At 29.3% G+C, this 18890-nt stretch carries 20 protein-coding genes and 1 tRNA gene; 15 read left to right on the top strand and 6 right to left on the bottom strand.

From position 1 onward, the window contains the following. Positions 1–15 precede the first annotated feature (15 nt). Complete coding sequence (locus BINT_RS11665; protein WP_014488783.1) at positions 16–693, bottom strand: phosphatase PAP2 family protein; 678 nt, start codon at positions 691–693, stop codon at positions 16–18. 174 nt (positions 694–867) lie between these two features. Here BINT_RS11665 and BINT_RS11660 point away from each other — a divergent pair, with 174 nt between their 5' ends. Both BINT_RS11660 and BINT_RS11655 read left to right on the top strand, forming a co-directional pair. After that, complete coding sequence (locus tag BINT_RS11660) at positions 868–1620, top strand: hypothetical protein (RefSeq protein ID WP_014488782.1); 753 nt, start codon at positions 868–870, stop codon at positions 1618–1620. Further along, a complete protein-coding gene (locus tag BINT_RS11655) occupies positions 1608–2651 on the top strand; it encodes a hypothetical protein (RefSeq protein ID WP_014488781.1) in 1044 nt (347 codons plus the stop codon). The genes BINT_RS11660 and BINT_RS11655 overlap by 13 nt, the downstream gene beginning before the upstream one ends. An 89-nt stretch (positions 2652–2740) precedes the next feature. Here the strand turns inward: BINT_RS11655 and BINT_RS11650 are convergent, their stop codons facing one another. The 3 genes from BINT_RS11650 to BINT_RS11640 form a co-directional block, all read right to left on the bottom strand. Next, complete coding sequence (locus BINT_RS11650; protein WP_014488780.1) at positions 2741–3169, bottom strand: hypothetical protein; 429 nt, start codon at positions 3167–3169, stop codon at positions 2741–2743. Positions 3170–3226: 57 nt separating this feature from the next. Further along, on the bottom strand, positions 3227–3733 hold the full coding sequence (locus BINT_RS11645) for a hypothetical protein (protein WP_014488779.1): 507 nt from the start codon (positions 3731–3733) through the stop codon (positions 3227–3229). 172 nt (positions 3734–3905) lie between these two features. After that, entirely contained in the window at positions 3906–4601 is a 696-nt protein-coding gene (locus tag BINT_RS11640) for a hypothetical protein (RefSeq protein ID WP_014488778.1), read from the bottom strand. 420 nt (positions 4602–5021) lie between these two features. On the opposite strand from BINT_RS11640, the gene BINT_RS11635 reads away from it, so the two are divergent. From BINT_RS11635 to BINT_RS11620, 4 genes are all read left to right on the top strand, one after another. After that, on the top strand, positions 5022–8159 hold the full coding sequence (locus BINT_RS11635; RefSeq protein ID WP_014488777.1) for an efflux RND transporter permease subunit: 3138 nt from the start codon (positions 5022–5024) through the stop codon (positions 8157–8159). Between the two features lie 29 nt (positions 8160–8188). Further along, positions 8189–9061: a ribokinase gene (rbsK, locus tag BINT_RS11630; protein ID WP_014488776.1), complete on the top strand. Its 873-nt coding sequence runs from the start codon at positions 8189–8191 to the stop codon at positions 9059–9061. Positions 9062–9198: 137 nt separating this feature from the next. Beyond that, complete coding sequence (locus tag BINT_RS11625) at positions 9199–9429, top strand: hypothetical protein (RefSeq protein WP_014488775.1); 231 nt, start codon at positions 9199–9201, stop codon at positions 9427–9429. A 54-nt stretch (positions 9430–9483) separates the two neighbouring features. Next, the gene (locus BINT_RS11620; protein WP_014488774.1) at positions 9484–9897 is read left to right on the top strand and encodes a hypothetical protein; all 414 of its coding nucleotides are present in this window, start codon (positions 9484–9486) and stop codon (positions 9895–9897) included. A gap of 2 nt (positions 9898–9899) precedes the next feature. On the opposite strand, the gene BINT_RS11615 is transcribed toward BINT_RS11620, so the two are convergent. Together BINT_RS11615 and BINT_RS11610 are read right to left on the bottom strand one after the other, a co-directional pair. After that, positions 9900–10610: an LrgB family protein gene (locus BINT_RS11615; protein WP_014488773.1), complete on the bottom strand. Its 711-nt coding sequence runs from the start codon at positions 10608–10610 to the stop codon at positions 9900–9902. A gap of 494 nt (positions 10611–11104) precedes the next feature. Continuing rightward, on the bottom strand, positions 11105–11464 hold the full coding sequence (locus BINT_RS11610) for a CidA/LrgA family protein (protein ID WP_014488772.1): 360 nt from the start codon (positions 11462–11464) through the stop codon (positions 11105–11107). A gap of 207 nt (positions 11465–11671) precedes the next feature. Between BINT_RS11610 and rpmG the strand changes: the two genes are divergently transcribed. The 9 genes from rpmG (at position 11672) to rpoB (ending at position 18881) form a co-directional block, all read left to right on the top strand. Further along, on the top strand, positions 11672–11848 hold the full coding sequence (rpmG, locus tag BINT_RS11605; RefSeq protein WP_008723772.1) for a 50S ribosomal protein L33: 177 nt from the start codon (positions 11672–11674) through the stop codon (positions 11846–11848). 36 nt (positions 11849–11884) lie between these two features. Continuing rightward, positions 11885–11957: transfer RNA gene (locus BINT_RS11600), tRNA-Trp, on the top strand. Between the two features lie 42 nt (positions 11958–11999). Then, on the top strand, positions 12000–12320 hold the full coding sequence (gene secE, locus BINT_RS11595) for a preprotein translocase subunit SecE (RefSeq protein ID WP_014488771.1): 321 nt from the start codon (positions 12000–12002) through the stop codon (positions 12318–12320). A gap of 5 nt (positions 12321–12325) precedes the next feature. Then, positions 12326–12913 (top strand): transcription termination/antitermination protein NusG, encoded by a 588-nt coding sequence (gene nusG, locus BINT_RS11590; RefSeq protein ID WP_014488770.1) that lies wholly within the window; start codon positions 12326–12328, stop codon positions 12911–12913. Positions 12914–12958: 45 nt separating this feature from the next. Continuing rightward, positions 12959–13381: a 50S ribosomal protein L11 gene (gene rplK / locus BINT_RS11585; RefSeq protein ID WP_012671806.1), complete on the top strand. Its 423-nt coding sequence runs from the start codon at positions 12959–12961 to the stop codon at positions 13379–13381. A gap of 74 nt (positions 13382–13455) precedes the next feature. After that, positions 13456–14157, top strand: a complete 702-nt coding sequence (rplA, locus tag BINT_RS11580; protein ID WP_014488769.1) for a 50S ribosomal protein L1 — start codon at positions 13456–13458, stop codon at positions 14155–14157. A 104-nt stretch (positions 14158–14261) separates the two neighbouring features. Then, entirely contained in the window at positions 14262–14786 is a 525-nt protein-coding gene (rplJ, locus tag BINT_RS11575) for a 50S ribosomal protein L10 (RefSeq protein WP_041177447.1), read from the top strand. Positions 14787–14842: 56 nt separating this feature from the next. Beyond that, a complete protein-coding gene (rplL, locus tag BINT_RS11570; RefSeq protein WP_008728857.1) occupies positions 14843–15229 on the top strand; it encodes a 50S ribosomal protein L7/L12 in 387 nt (128 codons plus the stop codon). Between the two features lie 130 nt (positions 15230–15359). After that, a complete protein-coding gene (gene rpoB / locus BINT_RS11565; protein ID WP_014488767.1) occupies positions 15360–18881 on the top strand; it encodes a DNA-directed RNA polymerase subunit beta in 3522 nt (1173 codons plus the stop codon). The last annotated feature ends 9 nt before the right edge of the window (positions 18882–18890 follow it).

The raw sequence follows: 18890 nt of genomic DNA, 5'->3' as shown, positions 1-18890 counted from the left end.
ATCTAATAAAAAGAATTATAAATGACCTATTATAGGAAGTCCGGTAATATAGAAGAATATAACATTTGCTAAAAGTCCTATTAAAGTACCAAAAATTATACCGAATACTACATCAAATGGATAATGCAGCCCTACATATACACGGCTGAATGCTATAAGAGAAGCTATAGGATAAAATAACAAAGCTGAATATAAACTATAACTGCCCATAGAAAATGATACCGAAAAAGCTACCATTGTATGTCCTGATGGAAAAGAATGTTTATCGGGCGGATACATAATAGGTGTTTTTTGATGTTTTTTATAAGGGCGTGTTCTGCTGAAGAAACTTTTTATATATAAAAATAAAAATATACATATAAAAATTCCTGTTACTGCTCTTGAAAAATATAAAGCTGCATAATCTATTCTGAACATATAGAATATTAAATAGATTATCATCCATATATATCCGTCTCCCATTCTGCTCATGAATTTCATGAAGCTTTTTACAGGACCTTTTCTATTATCTTTGAATATTTTTAAAAATAATTTGCTGTCTATATTGGACATAAATCTTATCAATGGAAGATTATTTATATAATTGATTCTTTTTTGTTTTCTTCGTTTCTTTAGAATTTTTTTGATTTTTCTTCTAATTTTTTTACGATTCTTAGGATTATTATCATTAATGTTATTTTGTTCGTTTTCCATATAAAGAAGTCCAATTTAATGATTTATAATAAAATACCATAAAATATAAATAAATCAACTATTATAAAAAATATTGAAAATATATATACATTTTAAAATATTTAGTGATTTTTTTAAAGTTTCCGAAAATGGTACAAACATATAAGGAAAATTTAATTTTTAGGATATTAAAAAGTGCTTGTAGGAAATGATGCTTATGAAAAGTTTATAGACTATATAGAGAATGTTATAAACTTTAATTTTTTATCTCATATACCCGGCTCTGATGATACTATAGAAATGCAAAGGGAGTCTATCATTAATATAGTAAAAAGATCAAATACTAATGAATCTTTTTTGGATTACATATCGTACACATATACTATATTTGAAAATGATATAATAAAACAAATATTATCCATATCTTGGATTAAAGGAAATGGTGAAGAAGATAAAATAATAAATGATGATAAGTTTGAATTAAATAATGAAGAATTAGTTAATTATATCTCTATACTTTTAGTATTAAGAGATGTAATGCATACAAGCTATATAGCATCTCTTCCAATATACTATGAATATAAATATGAACAAAAAGAATTCATAGATAAAGCTAGAGAAATGATAGAACATTCTATATCTAATATATCTACTTTGGAGCATATTAATCCTATATTCATAGCAATAGCAGCAAAAAGTGTTATTCCTTATTCTATGACAAATGATGAGCTTTCTTCTTCATCTAAGTTAATAGCAATACTTTTTAATTTGTCAAGGATAATGGCATCATATCCTTATACTGATAAAATTATGGAAAATACTCAGCCTATATTTTCAAGTGCTTTGTATAATTTAGTTAATAATGCTTCTTTCTTAGGTTTGGATTATAAGATGATTAGAGTTATATATGATAAAGCAAAAACAGGAGAAATAAAGTGGAAAAATTAAGTAAATATAATATTACCTTTATAGTATCTGCTGTATCATCTTTGACTATAATATCAATGTGTGCATATATGATTTTGAATGTACCTGCTTATATTATGAGGGTATTAATGATTATAGAGTTTGTATGCTCTTTTTATTTTGTATGTGTGTTTTTTTATAAATTAAATAGATATTCTAGAATTGAAACTTTTTTCTATTTAATAATATATTTAGTACCTTTTATACTGTCTATATTAGGACTTTTTTATATTACTAACTTTTTTTCTTTGAACAGAGTTTTTTTGAGAGAGAATCTTATAGCTTCTTTTCTCACTAGAGGTTATCATGTTCTATTTGTTTTTTATATATCTCATATAATATACTTTTTCTATTTGTTTAGCATTGAAAATAAGAACACTTTTTATTCTTTGATATCTTCAAATTTTATTATAGTTGTTTCTGTGATAATGGCTGTTATATTTATAGTATTGTATGGAATAATAAATTGGGTATTTGATGATAAGATAATCACTTCATATGGAGATAAAAAGAATGAAATAATATATGAAGCAGGACTTGCATTTTCTCAGAATGCAGAAACTGATGATCTTGAATATGAGGGTTTTGCTAAAAGTTATGATATGGTTATTGTGTATTATGATAATGATCTAAAATACAGAGCAGAAGATTGGGATAATTTTGAAAGTATGCATTTGCTTTTTGAAGTTGCTATAATGCAGGGAAACGGATTTTTATTTATGGGAAGCGGTAAGGAATTTATTTATCCTTATTATATGTTTATACTTATATATGTTATAGTAAATTCTATTATACTTACAAGCTCTATAATGTTCTTTAAATTATTCTTAGATAAGAAATTTAATAACTATATTAATATTATGGTAAAGGGTTTCAAAGAAGACAGCTATATATATGCAATAGATACAGAAAAAATGGATAATACAGAAATAAAAAAATTAGCAGAATTATATAATAAAAAATTACTTACTTACAAATATAGAGAAAGATTTATAAAGATGTTTACTAGATGATTTTATTATAAAAAAATCACTGCAAAAGTATTATAATGATATATTTAATACTTTTGCAGCTTTGAATATTTGAATAATAGAAGAATTAATTATTTGGTATTAGTAGCATTATACTCTTCAATCCATTTTTGCATAGCTGTTATATTAGTATAATATTTTTTAGTAAGTTCATCATTATAATAAAATTTTACATCTTCTCCATTGATTAAAGCATTAAGAGTATTTCCTTCAAGCTTGAAATTAAAATCCTGATTTCCAAAAAACTCCATAGTATATGTTGCTTCGTTTTTGCTTTTTATTTCTTTAACATAAGTTGTAGCTAAAGTTATTAATGAACCTAGAGGATCTATTATAGTTTTTTCATCACCAACTAATACTTTATCGGCTATGAATAATATAGATTGATTTTTTGTATTGGTATAAAATTTATTTCCGGCATTTTTAAACCAACCATCTTCTTTGCTTTGACATGAAATAAACACTAATGCAAAAAAGATTATTAATAATTTTATTTTCATATGTATTCTCCTTATAATATTAATTATTAAAAATTCCTATAAATAATTAATTATTTTTTATTCTCTAAAATTAGGATTATGTTTTAATGTGCCTTTTATATAATATACATCATTTTTTATAGAGAGAGAAGCATTTATATAAAGCTCTGATCTTTCATATATAAAAGTTGATGTTTTAAATATTATAGGCGTATCATTATTTTCTGCATATATTACTGCATGTACAGAAAATTCTGATGAAGACATTTCAACTATATTTTTTGCCTGTATTTCACTGTTTATATATAGATCTTCTAAAGGCAGTTTTATTAATAAAGTGCCGTTATCTCTGTATGTATTTTTAGAACCTAAAACTCTCATTTGTGTTTCACCTAAAGAGGAGCCATTTTTAGTTATTTGTACAAACCCTACACAAAATCTGTCATTCCAGCTTTTATTTATACCTGTTCCATATTCAGGCACTTTGATAGTATTTTGTTTTGATTGAGTATATGAGTTTTTATTAAAATAAAATAAACATATTAAAGATAAAGCAAAAATAAAGTGTATATTTATTTTTTTCATTATTTTTATAATCCTTTTTATATTTGTAAATTTATTATTAAAAGATAATATTAACCCATTTTTATTAATTATAATTTTATTTTGATACTAAAAATCAAGGGTTTTACTTGTATAATAAAGTAAAACCCTTTTTTAATATTTTTTATTTATAAATAGGAAGCCATTGTCTTATTTATTGAGGATTTACTGGAGTACCTGCTATAGGAGTTACACTATTAGCTTTTTCAATTGCTTTTATTTTGTTCTCTTTTAATGCATAAATAACTTTAGTTGTAACAGGATCTTTATCTTGTTCTTTTACTATTGTAGTTTTTGTTAATGTAATATCGCCATTCATAGTTATGAAACTACTACCAAATTGTATTCCTGTAGTTTGTAATTCAACATATTCTAATCTTTCTTCCGGATTAGTATTATTGATTACATAAACTGCATGTATATCATATCCATATCCAGGATTTCTTTTTATATTTTTAGGAAGTATTCTTATAAGATCTGATTTAAATCCTAAGGATGTTAATTGAGGCATTTTTATTAATACTCCTCCAACATATTCTCCTTGTAAATTTGGATCTTTGTCTGTAGAAGTACTTATCTGTAATTGATCTTGAGTAGTAAGAGTCTGACTAAGTTTGCCATCAACTGTTAATTCAAGACCGCCGTAATCTGCAGTAGAAGCATATTTATATTGATAACTTGTATCTACACCTTCGCCATCTTGTGTACCTGTTGGAATTGTTGTAGTAGTACTTGCGCCTCCATTGTCATTGTTTCCGCCTGTACCTGTTGTGTCCTTATTAGAACAGCTTACAGATAAAAGCCCTGCTAAAAATAAAGTGAAAATAATAGATAAAATTTTTTTGTTCATAATTTGAACTCCTTTTGATTGTTTTTATATAAACATTATTAATGTTTATTTCATATAATTGTAGTAAACGTAAAATATAATTACATGCTTTTACACATTTAAATACGAATTTAAATGTATTATTAAATTTATTTTATTATAAATAAATATTGTAAAAAATCAATACAATTTTATATATTTTTTAATATTTATTATTAAATGATATTTACTTGCTATAATGTATTAAATATCAATAATGGCATAATATTTGAATAAGTATTCTATGATATTTCATTGAAATGTAATTAAAAAATGGTTTAATTAATATAGATTATTTAATTTATTAGTATATGCCTGAAACTTTTTTTACATTTTACCGTCTAATATGCTATAATATTTGATAAGGTATTATAGAATACAAATTAAGAAAACAGTTTGATTATGAAGACAATAATAGAAACAGTTGTAAAAAGACCAGTAACTATACTTATGGTTATTGTATCAGTAATTATATTAGGTATTGTAAGCCTATCAAAACTATCAATAGATTTTATGCCTAGTATTGAAGTTCCTTATGTAAGCATATATACAAGGTATAAAAATGCCGGTCCTGAAGAGATAGAAAAATCAGTTACAAAAATCATTGAGGGTGCTGTAGCTACAGTAAATAATATAAAAGAAATCACTTCAACATCAAGAGAGAATGCATCAGATGTAACTATAGAATTTAACTGGGGAACAGATTTAAATGATGCTTCAGAAGATATAAGAGAGGCATTGGAACAGGTTGTAGATTTGCTTCCGGATAATGCTGAAAAACCTATAATAAGAAAATTCAGCACAGATGATATTTCATTGATGGAAGTTGCTGTTTATGGAATGAATGATCAGGCAGCTTTATATAATATAGCAGATAATCAAATAGCTCCGCAAATAAAACAGGCTAAAGGTGTTGCTCAGGCTGAAGTTTTAGGCGGATTAAAAAATGAGATAAAAATTGATGTTAATTTGAATAGATTAAAAGCATATAATATAAATATTAATGAAATAGCTTCTGTACTTGCAAGAGATAATAATAACTTAGTAGGTGGGCAGGCTAATCAGGGTTTTTACAGATATACAATAAGAACAATGGGAGAGATAAATAGTGTTGATGATATAAAAAATACAATTATCAGTTTAAAAAAAGATAGTATGGGAAATGCTTCTGTAGTAAAAATACAGGATTTAGCAGAAGTTTATCAGGGTTATGATGATGATGTTAATATAATAAAGATTAATGGAGAAAATTCTATATCAATAGCTGTAAGTAAAGAATCCGGAGCTAATACAGCAGAAGTTTCAAAAAATGTAATAAGGCAATTAGAAGAATATAATTTTCCTCAAGGCGTAAAATATGAAATAATGTTTAATACAGCCGATAGTATAAATGAGGCTATAGCAGGAGTTCTTGATGCTGCTTGGCAGGGAGGACTTTTTGCTGTTATAGTGCTTATGATTTATATGTGGAATATAAGAACTGTATCAATAATAGCTATATCAATACCTATTTCTATAATAGTAACTTTTACACTTATGTATTTTATGAAAGTTACTTTAAATGTAATATCTCTTTCAGGGCTTGTACTTGGAATAGGAATGATGGTTGATAATTCTATTGTAGTGCTTGAAAATATATTTTATTACAGACATCATGGATATGGAAAGTATTCATCAGCTATTAATGGAGCTCATAAAGTATCGCTTGCTATTTCAGCTTCTACCTTTACAACTATTGCCGTATTCCTTCCATTTTTATATATTGAAGGTATGGTTAGTCAGGTTTTCAGAGATTTATGCATTACTGTTACAGTATCAATGATAGCCTCTTTATTAGTTGCTATATTAATAGTGCCTATGCTTGGTGCAAGACTTATAACGAATAAAAAATTAAAACTTTTTTCAAAATTTGAAGCTTTAAGCAATAAATACATACATGATAATATGAGTAAACTCTATGATAAAATTTTGCATTTTTCAATAAGAAGAAAAAAGACTGTATTAATACCATCTATGATATTAGTATTTACTGTAATATTTTTAGGAGTGATGTTTATTGGCAAGGAAGGATTTCCTAAAACAGATGAAGGTCAGTTTATGGTTCGTATAACTATGCCTATAGGTACCAAATACGAACAGACTCAGTCATTCATTGAACTTATGGAAAATGATATAAGAGAAATAGTTAAAGATGATTTAGTAAAAATTCAGTCAAGAATAAGAAAAGGTGATGAGGCAAATAATGCTAATATAAGAATAGAATTAAAATCTAAAAGCGAAGGAAGAAAAGGTACTATTGAAGATTATGTTGAACTTACAAGAGAAAAACTACAGAAATATCCAGCCAGAATAAATATTAATGCATTAGGTTCAGCTTCAGGAGGAGGAACAGGCGAGGCTATAAGAATAGAGATGCTTGGAGATGATGCTGCTCAGGCAAAAGAACTTGGAGATAGAATAGTTAGTGCAATATCAAATATAGAAGGTGTCAGAGGGGCAATGGTTGATATTGATGAATCAAACAGAGAACTTCAAATATATGTTAATAGAAATATAGCTGCTAAAATGGGGCTTAAAGTTAATGATGTAGCAAGAATAATAAATACAAGTTTTGCAGGAAGAACAGCTACTACAATAACACCTGAAAATTCTGACTTTACAGATATAGATGTTAATGTTCAATTAGAAAATATTGATAAGGTTACAATAGATGATGTAAAAAAAGTGAGTATACCTGTAAAAGGAGTATTGATTCCATTATCCTCAATAGCAGATATAGTAAAAAGTTATGGACCTAATAGAATATATAGAAAAGACAGAAAAAGATTTACAACTGTAATCGCTAATGTTTATGAAAGACCTTTAAATGAGGTTATTTCTGAAATAAAAGATAATATAGATAATAATGTATTCATACCAAACGGCATATCTATAAATTATGGCGGAGATTATGAGGATATGAATGAAGCTTTTTCTCAGCTAATACAGGCTTTGGTTTTAGCTTTAGTTTTAGTTTATGCTATTATGGCTAGTCAATTTGAATCTTTGATAGCACCATTTGTAATAGCATTTGCAATACCTTTCGGATTTGCCGGTTCTCTAATTGCTTTATTTATAACTAATACCACACTCAATGCTTATAGTGCTATAGGTTTTATAGTTTTAATTGGAATAGTTGTTAATAATGGTATAGTATTAATAGATTATATGAATCAGCTTATGCATGAAAAACATATAAATGGAGATGAATCTGCATTGCTTGCTGGAAAAAGAAGATTAAGACCTGTACTTATGACAACTCTTACCACTATATTAGGTATATTGCCTATGACTTTGGGTATAGGAAGCGGAAATGAAATGTATAAGCCTTTAGCTATAGCATTATTAGGAGGGCTTGTTGTTTCTACTATGTTTACATTAATCATAGTTCCTACAATTTACGCTGCTATAAGAAATAAAATACCTCTTAAAGATTATGATAAAAAAGATCAAGAAAGTGCTAATGATTTTGCTTTAAATAACACTGTAAATGCAAAATGATAAATTTTTAAATGAATTAGGGTTTGTATATGAGTAAAAAGATTTTAATTATAGGAAGCATAAATAAAGATTTAGTAGTAACAGCTCCTCGTTTTCCTAAAGAAGGAGAAACTATATTAGGAAGCAATTTTTATACAGGAAATGGAGGAAAGGGTGCAAATCAGGCTTGTGCTATAGGAAAATTAGGCGGTGATGTAAGCATACTCGGAGCTGTAGGAGATGATAGTTTCGGGAAAGATTTATGCAATGCTCTAATTTCTAATAATGTTAATACTGATAATTTAATAATAAAAAATAATGTTTCTACCGGTATTGCTGTTATTACTGTTACTGATTATGGAGCAAATAATATTATTGTGGCGCAAGGAGCTAATGCTTTAATTACAAAAGATGATATAAAAGAAGAATTAATATCTTTATATGATATTATAGTAATGCAGCTTGAAATTCCATTAGAAATAGCTGAATATGCTGCATATATTGCTAAAAAGCTAGGAAAAACAGTTGTACTAAATCCTTCTCCATCTGTAAAGCTAAGCAGAGATTTTTTAAGCTATGTTGATATATTGATACCTAATGAAACAGAGATAGATATTATAGGAGGCATAGATTATGCATTTGAATGCGGAGTTAAAAATATAATACTTACTCTAGGTGCTAATGGATGCGATTTTATAAATAAAGAAGGAAGAAAACATTTTGATGCATATGATGTTGATGTAATTGATACTACTGCAGCAGGTGATAGTTTTCTTGGTGGAGTTGTAAGAATGATAGCTGATAATAAATCTATAGAAGAAGCTATAATTTTTGCTACAAAAGTTTCTAATATAACTGTTACTAGAAAAGGGGCAATAGATTCCATACCAACTTATAATGAGGTTATAAGTAAAAACTGGTGATTTACATTTTATATTTGTAATAATCATTATTCTATATTGTAAATAAATTTTATTTAGCTTTTATTCAAGTGTTGACATATTAACTTTTTTTAATATACTAAAAATTATATGCTGTAAAACTAAAAGAGATTTTATTTATGAAAAAATATTTATTTATATTATCATTTATGCTTCTTGTAATGTTTTCAGAAAAAGAATGCAAAGGACCTGATGGAGACAGCAAGCCAACACCTTTTAGAAAAGAAACAGAAATGATTTATAGTAAAAAATATAATTTAGATGTAGAGGGTATTTTTTATAGTATAATTATATTTTCAGTAATTACATTACCTTCATTATATGTAATAAACAAAATATATGATAAATGAGAAAATCAATTAAAAACTATTTATAAAAACTATTCTAAAATGACGGAGAAGATTATGATAAATGTAGAAGACTTAGTAGATGTAGAAGCTGCAAATATAAATGAAGATGATTGGAAATTATATAAAGTATTTAAACCTATGAAAATTTTTGGTAAACAATTAGAAAGTTTATTTGATATAGGTATTCATAAAGTTTGGAAGTTAGAAGATATTATTAATAATTTAAAAGATCATATTTCTATATTATCAGATTCCAGAGATCAATTAAAAACAGCTTACGGCGATTTTATGTTTATAGATGTAGATGATAATTGGTATGATAATTTGGAGATATATAAAATACTAATAAAAATTAATGAAGACGGCAGTATAGATTCCAAGGTTGACTGCGGAGATGATGAAAATATATTCAGTGTATATTTCAAGAATAATGATATAATTGATATAATGGAATCAAGAATAAGATGATTTTATCCCCATATTATCAAAAGAAGTTTATATAGTATTGGTATAAGTACAACAGATAAAGCACCGGCAATACCTATTGCAAGTCCTGACATAGCACCTTCAGTTTCTCCCAATTCTATAGCTTTACTTGTTCCTACAGCATGAGATGCAGTTCCAATAGAAAGACCTATAGCTAATGATGATTTTATTTTACATATTTTGCATACAGTAGGGGCAACAATAGCTCCTGTAACTCCTGATATAATAACGGACAAAATAGTTATAGATCTTATTCCTCCCATACTAGCAGTGATATCTACAGCAATAGCAGTTGTTACAGATTTTGTAAGTAAAGAAGGAAATAATGCATCGGATATACCCAACAATTTAGCAGATATAAATATTCCTGTTATTCCTATTGAACTTCCTATAGCTATACTTATAAATATTACAGCTAAATTAGCCTTTAATATAGGAAGATTTCTATATATTGGAAGAGCTAAAGCAACTGTAGCAGGTCCGACTAAGGCATTTATAAATTTACCGCCGCTTTCATTATAAACACTATATGGAACTTGCATAAAATACAGAGAAAAACCTACTAATATAACACTTGTTACTAATGGAGTTAAAATAGGTAATTTTGTTTTTATATATATAGTGTATGATATTATATATGCTATTAAAGTTATCACTATTGGTATAATAGGGTTTTGTATAAATAATTCTTTCATATATTGATCCTTATTGTTGTTATGCTCGACAAGCCAAATAGTCCCGAGTAATTTCATTACTCGGCGGCTTTGTCTCGCTTGTTTGTTGCTATGTTCGCCCACCGTAAGGTGCCTACCTGGTTCGCTATTATAAGCCATTAACTGAAGTTACTGGCTGCTTCGGCTCACTTTTTTTGTTGTTATGCTCGACAAGTTAAATAGTCCCGAGTAATTTCATTACTCGGCGGCTTGTCTCGCTTGTTTATTGCTATGTTCGCCCGCCGAAGGTGCCTACTTGGTTGGCTATTATAAGCCATTAACTGAAGTTACTGGCTGCTTCGGCTCACTTTTTTTGTTGTTATGCTCGACAAGCCAAATAGTCCCAAAATAATTTTATTACTCGGCGTTCAGATTGTTATTTATTTCTATGTTCTCAATTATAAATAATTCATTGTTTGTATTCTTGGTTTGCTTATTTAATAAACTAAATATTTACAAACAATTTAATTAAAGTATTATTTTCTAAATTTTGAAAATAACTTTTCAAAGAACTGTGCAGATAATCCTGTACTTATCATAATAATTATTGCCATAAATATACATATTGCTACAAATGGTATAATTTCAGCTTTTACATATTGATATTCATCTATTATAGCCAAAGTTCCCGGTATGAATAATAATGACATATTTGCTATTAATAAGTCGCTTGCTTCATCTATATGGCTTTCTTTTACTATTCCTGTTAATAATAATATAAATAGAAGCATCATACCTATTACATTTCCGGGTATAGGCAATTTTAGAGTTTTACTTAGAATATCAGATATTGAGTAAATAGAAAATATTATAGCAAATTGTTTAATAAGTTTCATTTTTATTCCATTTATCTAAATTTTATTAAATTTTTTGGTATAGATTATATATATTAATTTATTCTTTTTCAATAGAAAAGTTTATAAAATATAATATATTTATTTGTGTTTTTATATTGACATAAAATTTATTTAGGTATATAATAGCATACCTTGTAAATTATAGGTTATCTGAAATTTGTTTAAGATAAATTTAAGGAGCAAAAAATGGCAGGTGCTAAAGTAAAAACAGAACAAATACATCTTCAATGCACAGAATGCAAAAGAAAAAATTATATAACAACAAAAAATAAGCAAAATGTTCCAGAAAAATTGGAATTAAAAAAGTATTGCCCTCATGATAAAAAACATACAATTCATAAGGAATTAAAAGTATCAAGATAAATAATTCTTTTAATTAAGATTGTTTATAAATTTTTTGGGTCAGTAGTTCAATTGGTAGAGCACCGGTCTCCAAAACCGGGTGTTGCAGGTTCGACTCCTGTCTGACCTGATTCTTTTCTAAATTGTTGTAATATAATTTAAGGTAATATTTATGGCTGATAAAAAGAAAAATAATATAATTGATTCTATCAAAGAGATAAAAAAAGAACTCTTTGAAAGAAGTGTTTGGCCTACTCGTCAAGATGTAATAAATCAGACAGTTGTTGTTATAATATTGCTTATTTTAGCATCGGCTTTTTTAGGTGCTGCTGATTATGTAGTAACATTTTTGACAAGGGCGTTATTAGACGGTTCTATTTTGGGTAGCTTAATATCTTCTAAAATCACATTAGTTTTAATTCTTGCTGTAGTTGTTTTGTTTGTGATATATTTTGCTATTCGCTATATGAGAAAAAATAGATATAATAGGTGAAAAACATGTCTGAAGAAATATCTGATATAAAAGATTATAAATGGTATATAGTTCATACTCAGCACGGTTATGAAAATAAAGTTCGTGAACGTATAGAGAAAAGAGCTAAAGAAAATGGTATGACTGACTTAATAGTTGATATATATATACCTTCAGAAACAGTAACTTCTACAAAAAATGGTAAAAAAGTATCTAAAGAAGAATTCTTTTATCCTGGCTATGTTTTAGTAAAAATGATAATGAATGATGCTACACAGTCTATGGTTAGAAGAACTCCCGGAGTTGCAGGCTTTATAGGAAGTCATGCTACAACTAAAGAAGAAGGTAATATTATTCCTACTCCTTTAAGCGAATCAGATGTTGCACGTATATTTGAAAATAGAGAAGAAAAATCCAAAACAGGTATCAATGAAATTATTGGAATGGAATTTGATATAGGTGAAAAGGTTCAGGTAATAGACGGACCTTTCAATGGACTTAATGGTATAATAGAAAATATTAATTCTGATAAGGGAAGAGTAACAGTAAAAATTGAGATATTTGGAAGAAGTACTCCTACAGAATTAGAATTTAGTAAAGTAAAAAAGTTATAATTTAATAAGATATTATAAAAATAAATAAATCAAGAGGTAGTAAAAATGGCTAAAAAAGTGGTTGGTATTGTAAAGGTTCGCATACCAGGCGGAGAGGCAACTCCTGCTCCTCCATTAGGACCTGCATTGGGTCAGAAGCAGATACAAATAGCCGCTTTCGTTAAGGATTTTAATGCTAAAACATCTAAAATGAAAGGTCAGCTATTAAATACTTACATAACAGTGTATGAAGATAAAACTTATACATTCGTTACTAAAGGAACATCTACTTCTACATTAATCAAAAAGAAATTGGGCATAGAAAAAGGTTCTGGAGAGCCTAACAAAACTAAAGTTGCTACAATCAATCAAAAGCAGCTTGAAGAAATTGCTCAGGAAAAAATGGCTTATATGTCAGCTAATGATATAGAAGCAGCAAAGAAAATAGTTGCGGGTACTGCTCGTGCTATGGGTATTAAAGTAGAATAATAATTAAGAAGCATACCATTTATTTAGTATAATAAATGGGAGTAAACGTTTGAAAGAAAAGGAAGAAAACAATTATGGCTACAAAAGAGAAAAAAATAGGTGGCAAACGTTACGACGCTATAAGAAAGCAAGTAGAGAAATTAAGACTCTATTCCGTAGATGAAGCTATTGAATTAGCTAAGAAAAACGCTACCTGTAAATTTGATGAAACTATTGAGGTAACAATAAACCTTAATATCTTACCTAAACACTCAATAAGAGACACATTATCATTCCCAAATGCTTTTGGTAAAGAAAAAAGAGTAGTTGTATTTGCACAAGGAGAAAAAGCTGATGAGGCTAAAGCTGCTGGTGCTATGGAAGTTGGTTTTGAAGATTTAATTGATAAAGTTAAAGGCGGATATACAGACTTCGATGTTGCTATAGCTACTCCAGATTTGATGAAAGAAGTAGGTAAATTGGGACAAATTCTTGGAAGAAAAGGACTTATGCCTAACCCAAAAACAGGAACTGTTACTCTTGATATAGCTCAGGCAGTAAAAAGTTTCAAAGCCGGAAGAATGGAATACAGAGCTGATAAAAACGGTATCGTAAGAATGGGAATCGGTAAAGCTTCTATGACTGCTGACAAATTAAATGAAAATTTCAAAGTATTCTATGATGAAATTTTAAGAAAAAAACCTTCAGATTTAAAAGGTGAATATATTAAAGCAGTAGGTGTAACATCTACAATGGGTGTAGGTATAAAAATAGATCATAAAAGAATCAAAATGTAATTAATTTAGCGATAAACTTATTTTGCTTAAGCGAAGTCATATTTTGTGATCCCATTATATGAATAGTATTATCAAAATAGTTTAATATAATAGAGGTGGTATTTATGCCTAATAAGAAAAACATTGAAACAGTATCATTGCTTAAAGAAACTATGGGAGCATGTGCTGGTTTGGTATTCTTCGATTATAGAGGAGTAACAGTAGCACAGCTTACAGATTTAAGACGTGAATTAGCAAAGACTTCTTCTTCAATGAAAATATGTAAAAACTCTTTAGTTGATATTGCTTTAAAAGAGTTAGGCAGAGAAGTAAAAGATGAGATGTTCATTAATCCTACAGCTGTAGTATTTGCTAAGGAAGATGTTCCTGGTGCAGCTAAAGTTATAAGTGAAGCATCTAAGAAAAATGATAAAATTAAAATCAAAGGCGGCTATATGGGTGAAGATTTGCTAAACCCAGCAGATGTTCAAGTAGTAGCTAATATTCCGCCAAGAGAAGTTTTACTTTCTCATCTTGTTACAGCACTCGAGTCTCCTATATCTGGCTTGGCAAACAGCTTGCAAAGCGTTATATCAGAACTTGCTTATGTGCTTGACAGTGTTGAAGAAGAAAAGAAAAAATCAGCTTAATATGCTGACAAATTAATAATTAAAAAACTATTTTAACAATTTTAAGGAGATAAACAATGGCTTTAAGTAAAGAAGAAATATTACAAGCAATAGAAGAAATGAAAGTTATAGAGCTTCATGAATTAGTAGAAGCTATTAAAGAAAAATTCAATGTAACAGCAGCTATGCCAGTTGCAGCAGTAGCAGCAGCTCCAGCAGGCGGTGCAGCAGCTCCAGCTGAAGAAGAGAAAAATGAATTTGATATCATTCTTACTGGTTTTGATGCAGCTCAAAAAATCGCTCTTATTAAAGAAGTTAGAGCAGTTAGCGGCTTAGGCTTAAAAGAAGCTAAAGATGCTGTTGAAAAAGGCGGAGAAACAATCAAATCAGGCGTTTCTAAAGAAGAAGCTGCAGCTATTAAGAAACAATTAGAAGCTGCTGGTGGTAAAGTTGAAGTTAAATAATTATTTTTGTAAATATATCATTAACAATTAATGATTCGTATATAGGAAGGGTATGAGTCTTTGTACCCTTCTTATTAGTGTATTTAATCAATTAGTAAAACTAAAAGCGTAAAAGCGGAGATCTTTTAATATGGCCAATAATATTCAGATAGATAATAAAGTATATCCGGAAAGAGGGGTAGAGTTCGCAAAAAAATATAGGATAGAAAACGGACGTGTAAACTTTTCACGAACCGCTTCTGTAATAGAACCTCCCGATCTCCTCGCTATACAAAAAGAATCTTATGAAAGCTTCCTTCAAAAGGATGTACCTGAAAATAAGAGAAAAAATGAAGGATTACAAGAAGTTTTAACTTCTATATTCCCTATAGTAGCTTCTAATGAGAAGATGCAGATAGAATTTATTTCTTACTCTATAGGCGAGCCTAAAATGACAGAAAAAGAGGCTAGAAGAAGAGATAAAACTTATTCTTATCCTTTTAAAATAAAAGTACAATTAACTGTAAGAGACCCTGAAAGAATCATTGAACAGGAAATATTTGTGGGTGATATACCTGCTATGACTGATAGAGGTACATTTATTGTTAATGGTGCTGAACGTGTTATAGTTTCTCAGATTCATAGATCTCCAGGTGTAGTTTTCAACCGCAGCGACAGAGATGCTATGTTCGTAGCTAAGATAATTCCAGATAGAGGTACTTGGCTTGAATTCGAACTCGATACCAAAAAAGATATAATGTATGTAAGAATAGACAGAAAGAAAAAACTTCCTGTTACAGTATTTTTAAGAGCTATTGGTATCACAACTAATGAAGAAATTTTGAAATTATTTTATGAAATAGATAATATATCATTAGAAAAACTTTCAGATGAAGATGCTAAAGAAGCTTTAATAGGCAGAAGATCTTATTCTACAGTATTTGATACAGAAAACCCTGATGAAATAATATTGAATCCAGGCGAACTTATCAACCCTAACTTGGCTGAAAGACTTTTAATGAGCGGTATTAAAGAAATATCCGTATTAAATATGGAAGCAATAAAAGACAATGTTACCATAATTAATACTTTAGATAAAGATACAACAAAAAACCAAGAAGAAGCATGCACTAAAATCTATAATGTTATAAGACCTGGTGAGCCTGCTTTAATAGAAAACGTTGTAAGAACTTGTAATGACTTAGTATTTGACCCTAAATCCTATGCTTTAGGAGATGTGGGACGTTATAAATTAAATAAAAGATTGAATTTCCCAGAAAGCGAACAGGATAAAGTTTTAAGACATAAAGATATAGTAGAAACTATTCGCTTTTTGATAAAAGTATTCATAAATGAAGAACAATTAGATGATATTGACCATTTAGGAAACAGACGTGTAAGAAGCGTAGGTGAATTATTATCTATACAAATAAAAGCCGGCTTCACTAGAATGGAGCGTATAGCAAAAGAAAGAATGCAAATGCAGGATATGGAGGCAGTAACTCCTCAATCTCTTGTAAGCATTAAACTTATACAGGCTGTAATAAAAGAATTCTTTGGTACAAACCAATTATCTCAGTTCATGGATCAGAACAATCCATTATCAGAGATTACACATAAAAGAAGATTAAATGCCTTAGGTCAGGGCGGTCTTACTAGAGACAGAGCAGGATTTGAAGTAAGAGACGTACACCATACTCACTATGGTAAAATATGTCCTATTGAAACTCCTGAAGGTCCAAACATCGGACTTATAGTTTCACTTGCTACTTATGCTAAAATCAATAAGCATGGATTCTTAGAAACTCCATACAGAAAAGTTATTGATGGAAAAGTAACAGATGAAATAGAGTATTTGACAGCTCATGATGAGGAAAAATACCATATTGCCGATGCAAATGCTCCTTTAAATGAGGACGGAACTTTCAAAGACAATCTTATTTCAACAAGATTCAGAAGTGAATTCCCATATTCTTCACCAGATCAGGTACAGTATATGGACGTTTCACCTCAGCAAATTGTTTCACTTTCAAGTTCTTTGATACCATTCTTGGAGCATGACGACGCTAACAGGGCTTTGATGGGTTCAAACATGCAACGTCAAAGTGTACCTTTATTGTATCCGGAAGCTCCTATAGTAGGAACAGGTGTAGAGGCTAAGATTTGTCAGCCTGGAACAGGTATAGCAGTTCATGCTAAAAGAGCTGGTAAAGTTATAAAAGTAGTTCATGATGAAATTATAATTAAGCCTACTAAACAAAATAGTGATGATGATTTAGATGTTTATGAATTAGTAAAATATCAAAGAACTAACCAAGATACAAATTATCACCAAAGACCAGTAGTTAATGTTGGTGATGTTGTTAAGGCTGGAGGACTTTTAGCTGATGGCCCTGCAACAGATCATGGTGAATTAGCTTTGGGAAGAAACGTTCTTGCTGCTTTCATGATTTTTGAAGGTTATAACTTCGAGGACGCTATTCTCTTAAGCAGAAGATTAGTTCAGGAAGATGTATTTACTTCTATACATATAGAAGAGTTTTCAGTTGAAGCTCGTGAAACAAAATTAGATAAAGAGAATATTACTAGAGATATACCTAATGTATCAGATGCTGCTTTCAAAAACTTAGATGAAAGAGGTATTGTAAGAATAGGTGCTAAAGTAAAAGCAGGAGATATATTAGTTGGTAAAGTAACTCCAAAAGGAGAAACAGAAATAACTCCTGAATACAGACTTCTTCACTCAATATTCGGTGAGAAGGCTAGAGATGTAAAAGATACTTCTTTAAGAGTACCGCATGGTAAAGATGGTACTGTTATTGATGTTAGAGTATATAGCAGAGAAAATGGCGATGAATTAAAGCCTGGTGTAGAGGAAGTTGTAAAAGTATTCCTTGCTAAGAAGCGTATAATACAGGAAGGCGACAAAATGGCAGGACGTCACGGTAACAAAGGGGTTGTTGCTAGAATCATGCCTATAGAGGATATGCCATTCTTAGAAGATGGTACTCCTGTAGATATATGTCTTAACCCATTAGGTGTACCTTCTCGTATGAACATTGGTCAGGTTATTGAGATGTTGCTTGGTTGGTCTGGCCATAAAATGGGACTTAAATATGCTTGTCCGGTATTTGAAGGCCCTAAAGAGGAGGCTTTAAGAGAAGCATTCGTTACAAGCGGTATGAATCCTAATGGTAAAGTTAGACTTTATGACGGAAGAACAGGAGAGCCTTTCAAAAATGATGTAGCTGTAGGATATATGTATATGCTTAAGCTTAATCACTTGGTTGAAGATAAAGTACATGCTAGAAGTACAGGTCCTTACTCACTTGTTACTCAGCAGCCTTTGGGAGGTAAATCTCAATTCGGAGGTCAGAGATTAGGAGAGATGGAAGTTTGGGCATTAGAGGCTTATGGAGCTGCTAATATGCTTCAAGAGTTCTTAACTGTTAAATCAGATGATATGACAGGTCGTGCTAGAATATATGAATCCATTGTTAAAGGTGATGTTATATCCTCTCCGGGTATACCAGAAAGCTTTAACGTATTAGTTCAAGAGCTTAGAGGTTTGGGTCTTAATATTACTATTCATGATGAAGAAGGCAATCAGCTTCCTTCTACTGAAAAAGAGCTTAGACAAAAAACTAAGAAACAAACCAAGATTTTTAAATAATTAGGAGAA

Origin of the sequence: Brachyspira intermedia PWS/A, assembly GCF_000223215.1 — a bacterium.
Lineage (GTDB): Bacteria > Spirochaetota > Brachyspiria > Brachyspirales > Brachyspiraceae > Brachyspira > Brachyspira intermedia.
The sequence above is the reverse complement of the archived record's forward strand: the minus strand, read 5'-3'. Positions and strand labels throughout refer to the sequence as shown.

Excerpts from the sequence above, each read along its gene's own strand:
- BINT_RS11650 (WP_014488780.1), bottom strand. The coding sequence starts at position 3,169 with ATGAAAATAAAATTATTAATAATCTTTTTTGCATTAGTGTTTATTTCA.
- secE (WP_014488771.1), top strand. The coding sequence starts at position 12,000 with ATGGCTGATAAAAAGAAAAATAATATAATTGATTCTATCAAAGAGATA.
- rplK (WP_012671806.1), top strand. The coding sequence starts at position 12,959 with ATGGCTAAAAAAGTGGTTGGTATTGTAAAGGTTCGCATACCAGGCGGA.
- BINT_RS11615 (WP_014488773.1), bottom strand. The coding sequence starts at position 10,610 with ATGAAAGAATTATTTATACAAAACCCTATTATACCAATAGTGATAACT.
- rplA (WP_014488769.1), top strand. The coding sequence starts at position 13,456 with ATGGCTACAAAAGAGAAAAAAATAGGTGGCAAACGTTACGACGCTATA.
- rplL (WP_008728857.1), top strand. The coding sequence starts at position 14,843 with ATGGCTTTAAGTAAAGAAGAAATATTACAAGCAATAGAAGAAATGAAA.
- BINT_RS11665 (WP_014488783.1), bottom strand. The coding sequence starts at position 693 with ATGGAAAACGAACAAAATAACATTAATGATAATAATCCTAAGAATCGT.
- rpmG (WP_008723772.1), top strand. The coding sequence starts at position 11,672 with ATGGCAGGTGCTAAAGTAAAAACAGAACAAATACATCTTCAATGCACA.
- nusG (WP_014488770.1), top strand. The coding sequence starts at position 12,326 with ATGTCTGAAGAAATATCTGATATAAAAGATTATAAATGGTATATAGTT.
- BINT_RS11625 (WP_014488775.1), top strand. The coding sequence starts at position 9,199 with ATGAAAAAATATTTATTTATATTATCATTTATGCTTCTTGTAATGTTT.
- rbsK (WP_014488776.1), top strand. The coding sequence starts at position 8,189 with ATGAGTAAAAAGATTTTAATTATAGGAAGCATAAATAAAGATTTAGTA.
- rpoB (WP_014488767.1), top strand. The coding sequence starts at position 15,360 with ATGGCCAATAATATTCAGATAGATAATAAAGTATATCCGGAAAGAGGG.
- BINT_RS11635 (WP_014488777.1), top strand. The coding sequence starts at position 5,022 with ATGAAGACAATAATAGAAACAGTTGTAAAAAGACCAGTAACTATACTT.
- BINT_RS11610 (WP_014488772.1), bottom strand. The coding sequence starts at position 11,464 with ATGAAACTTATTAAACAATTTGCTATAATATTTTCTATTTACTCAATA.
- rplJ (WP_041177447.1), top strand. The coding sequence starts at position 14,262 with ATGCCTAATAAGAAAAACATTGAAACAGTATCATTGCTTAAAGAAACT.
- BINT_RS11645 (WP_014488779.1), bottom strand. The coding sequence starts at position 3,733 with ATGAAAAAAATAAATATACACTTTATTTTTGCTTTATCTTTAATATGT.
- BINT_RS11640 (WP_014488778.1), bottom strand. The coding sequence starts at position 4,601 with ATGAACAAAAAAATTTTATCTATTATTTTCACTTTATTTTTAGCAGGG.
- BINT_RS11620 (WP_014488774.1), top strand. The coding sequence starts at position 9,484 with ATGATAAATGTAGAAGACTTAGTAGATGTAGAAGCTGCAAATATAAAT.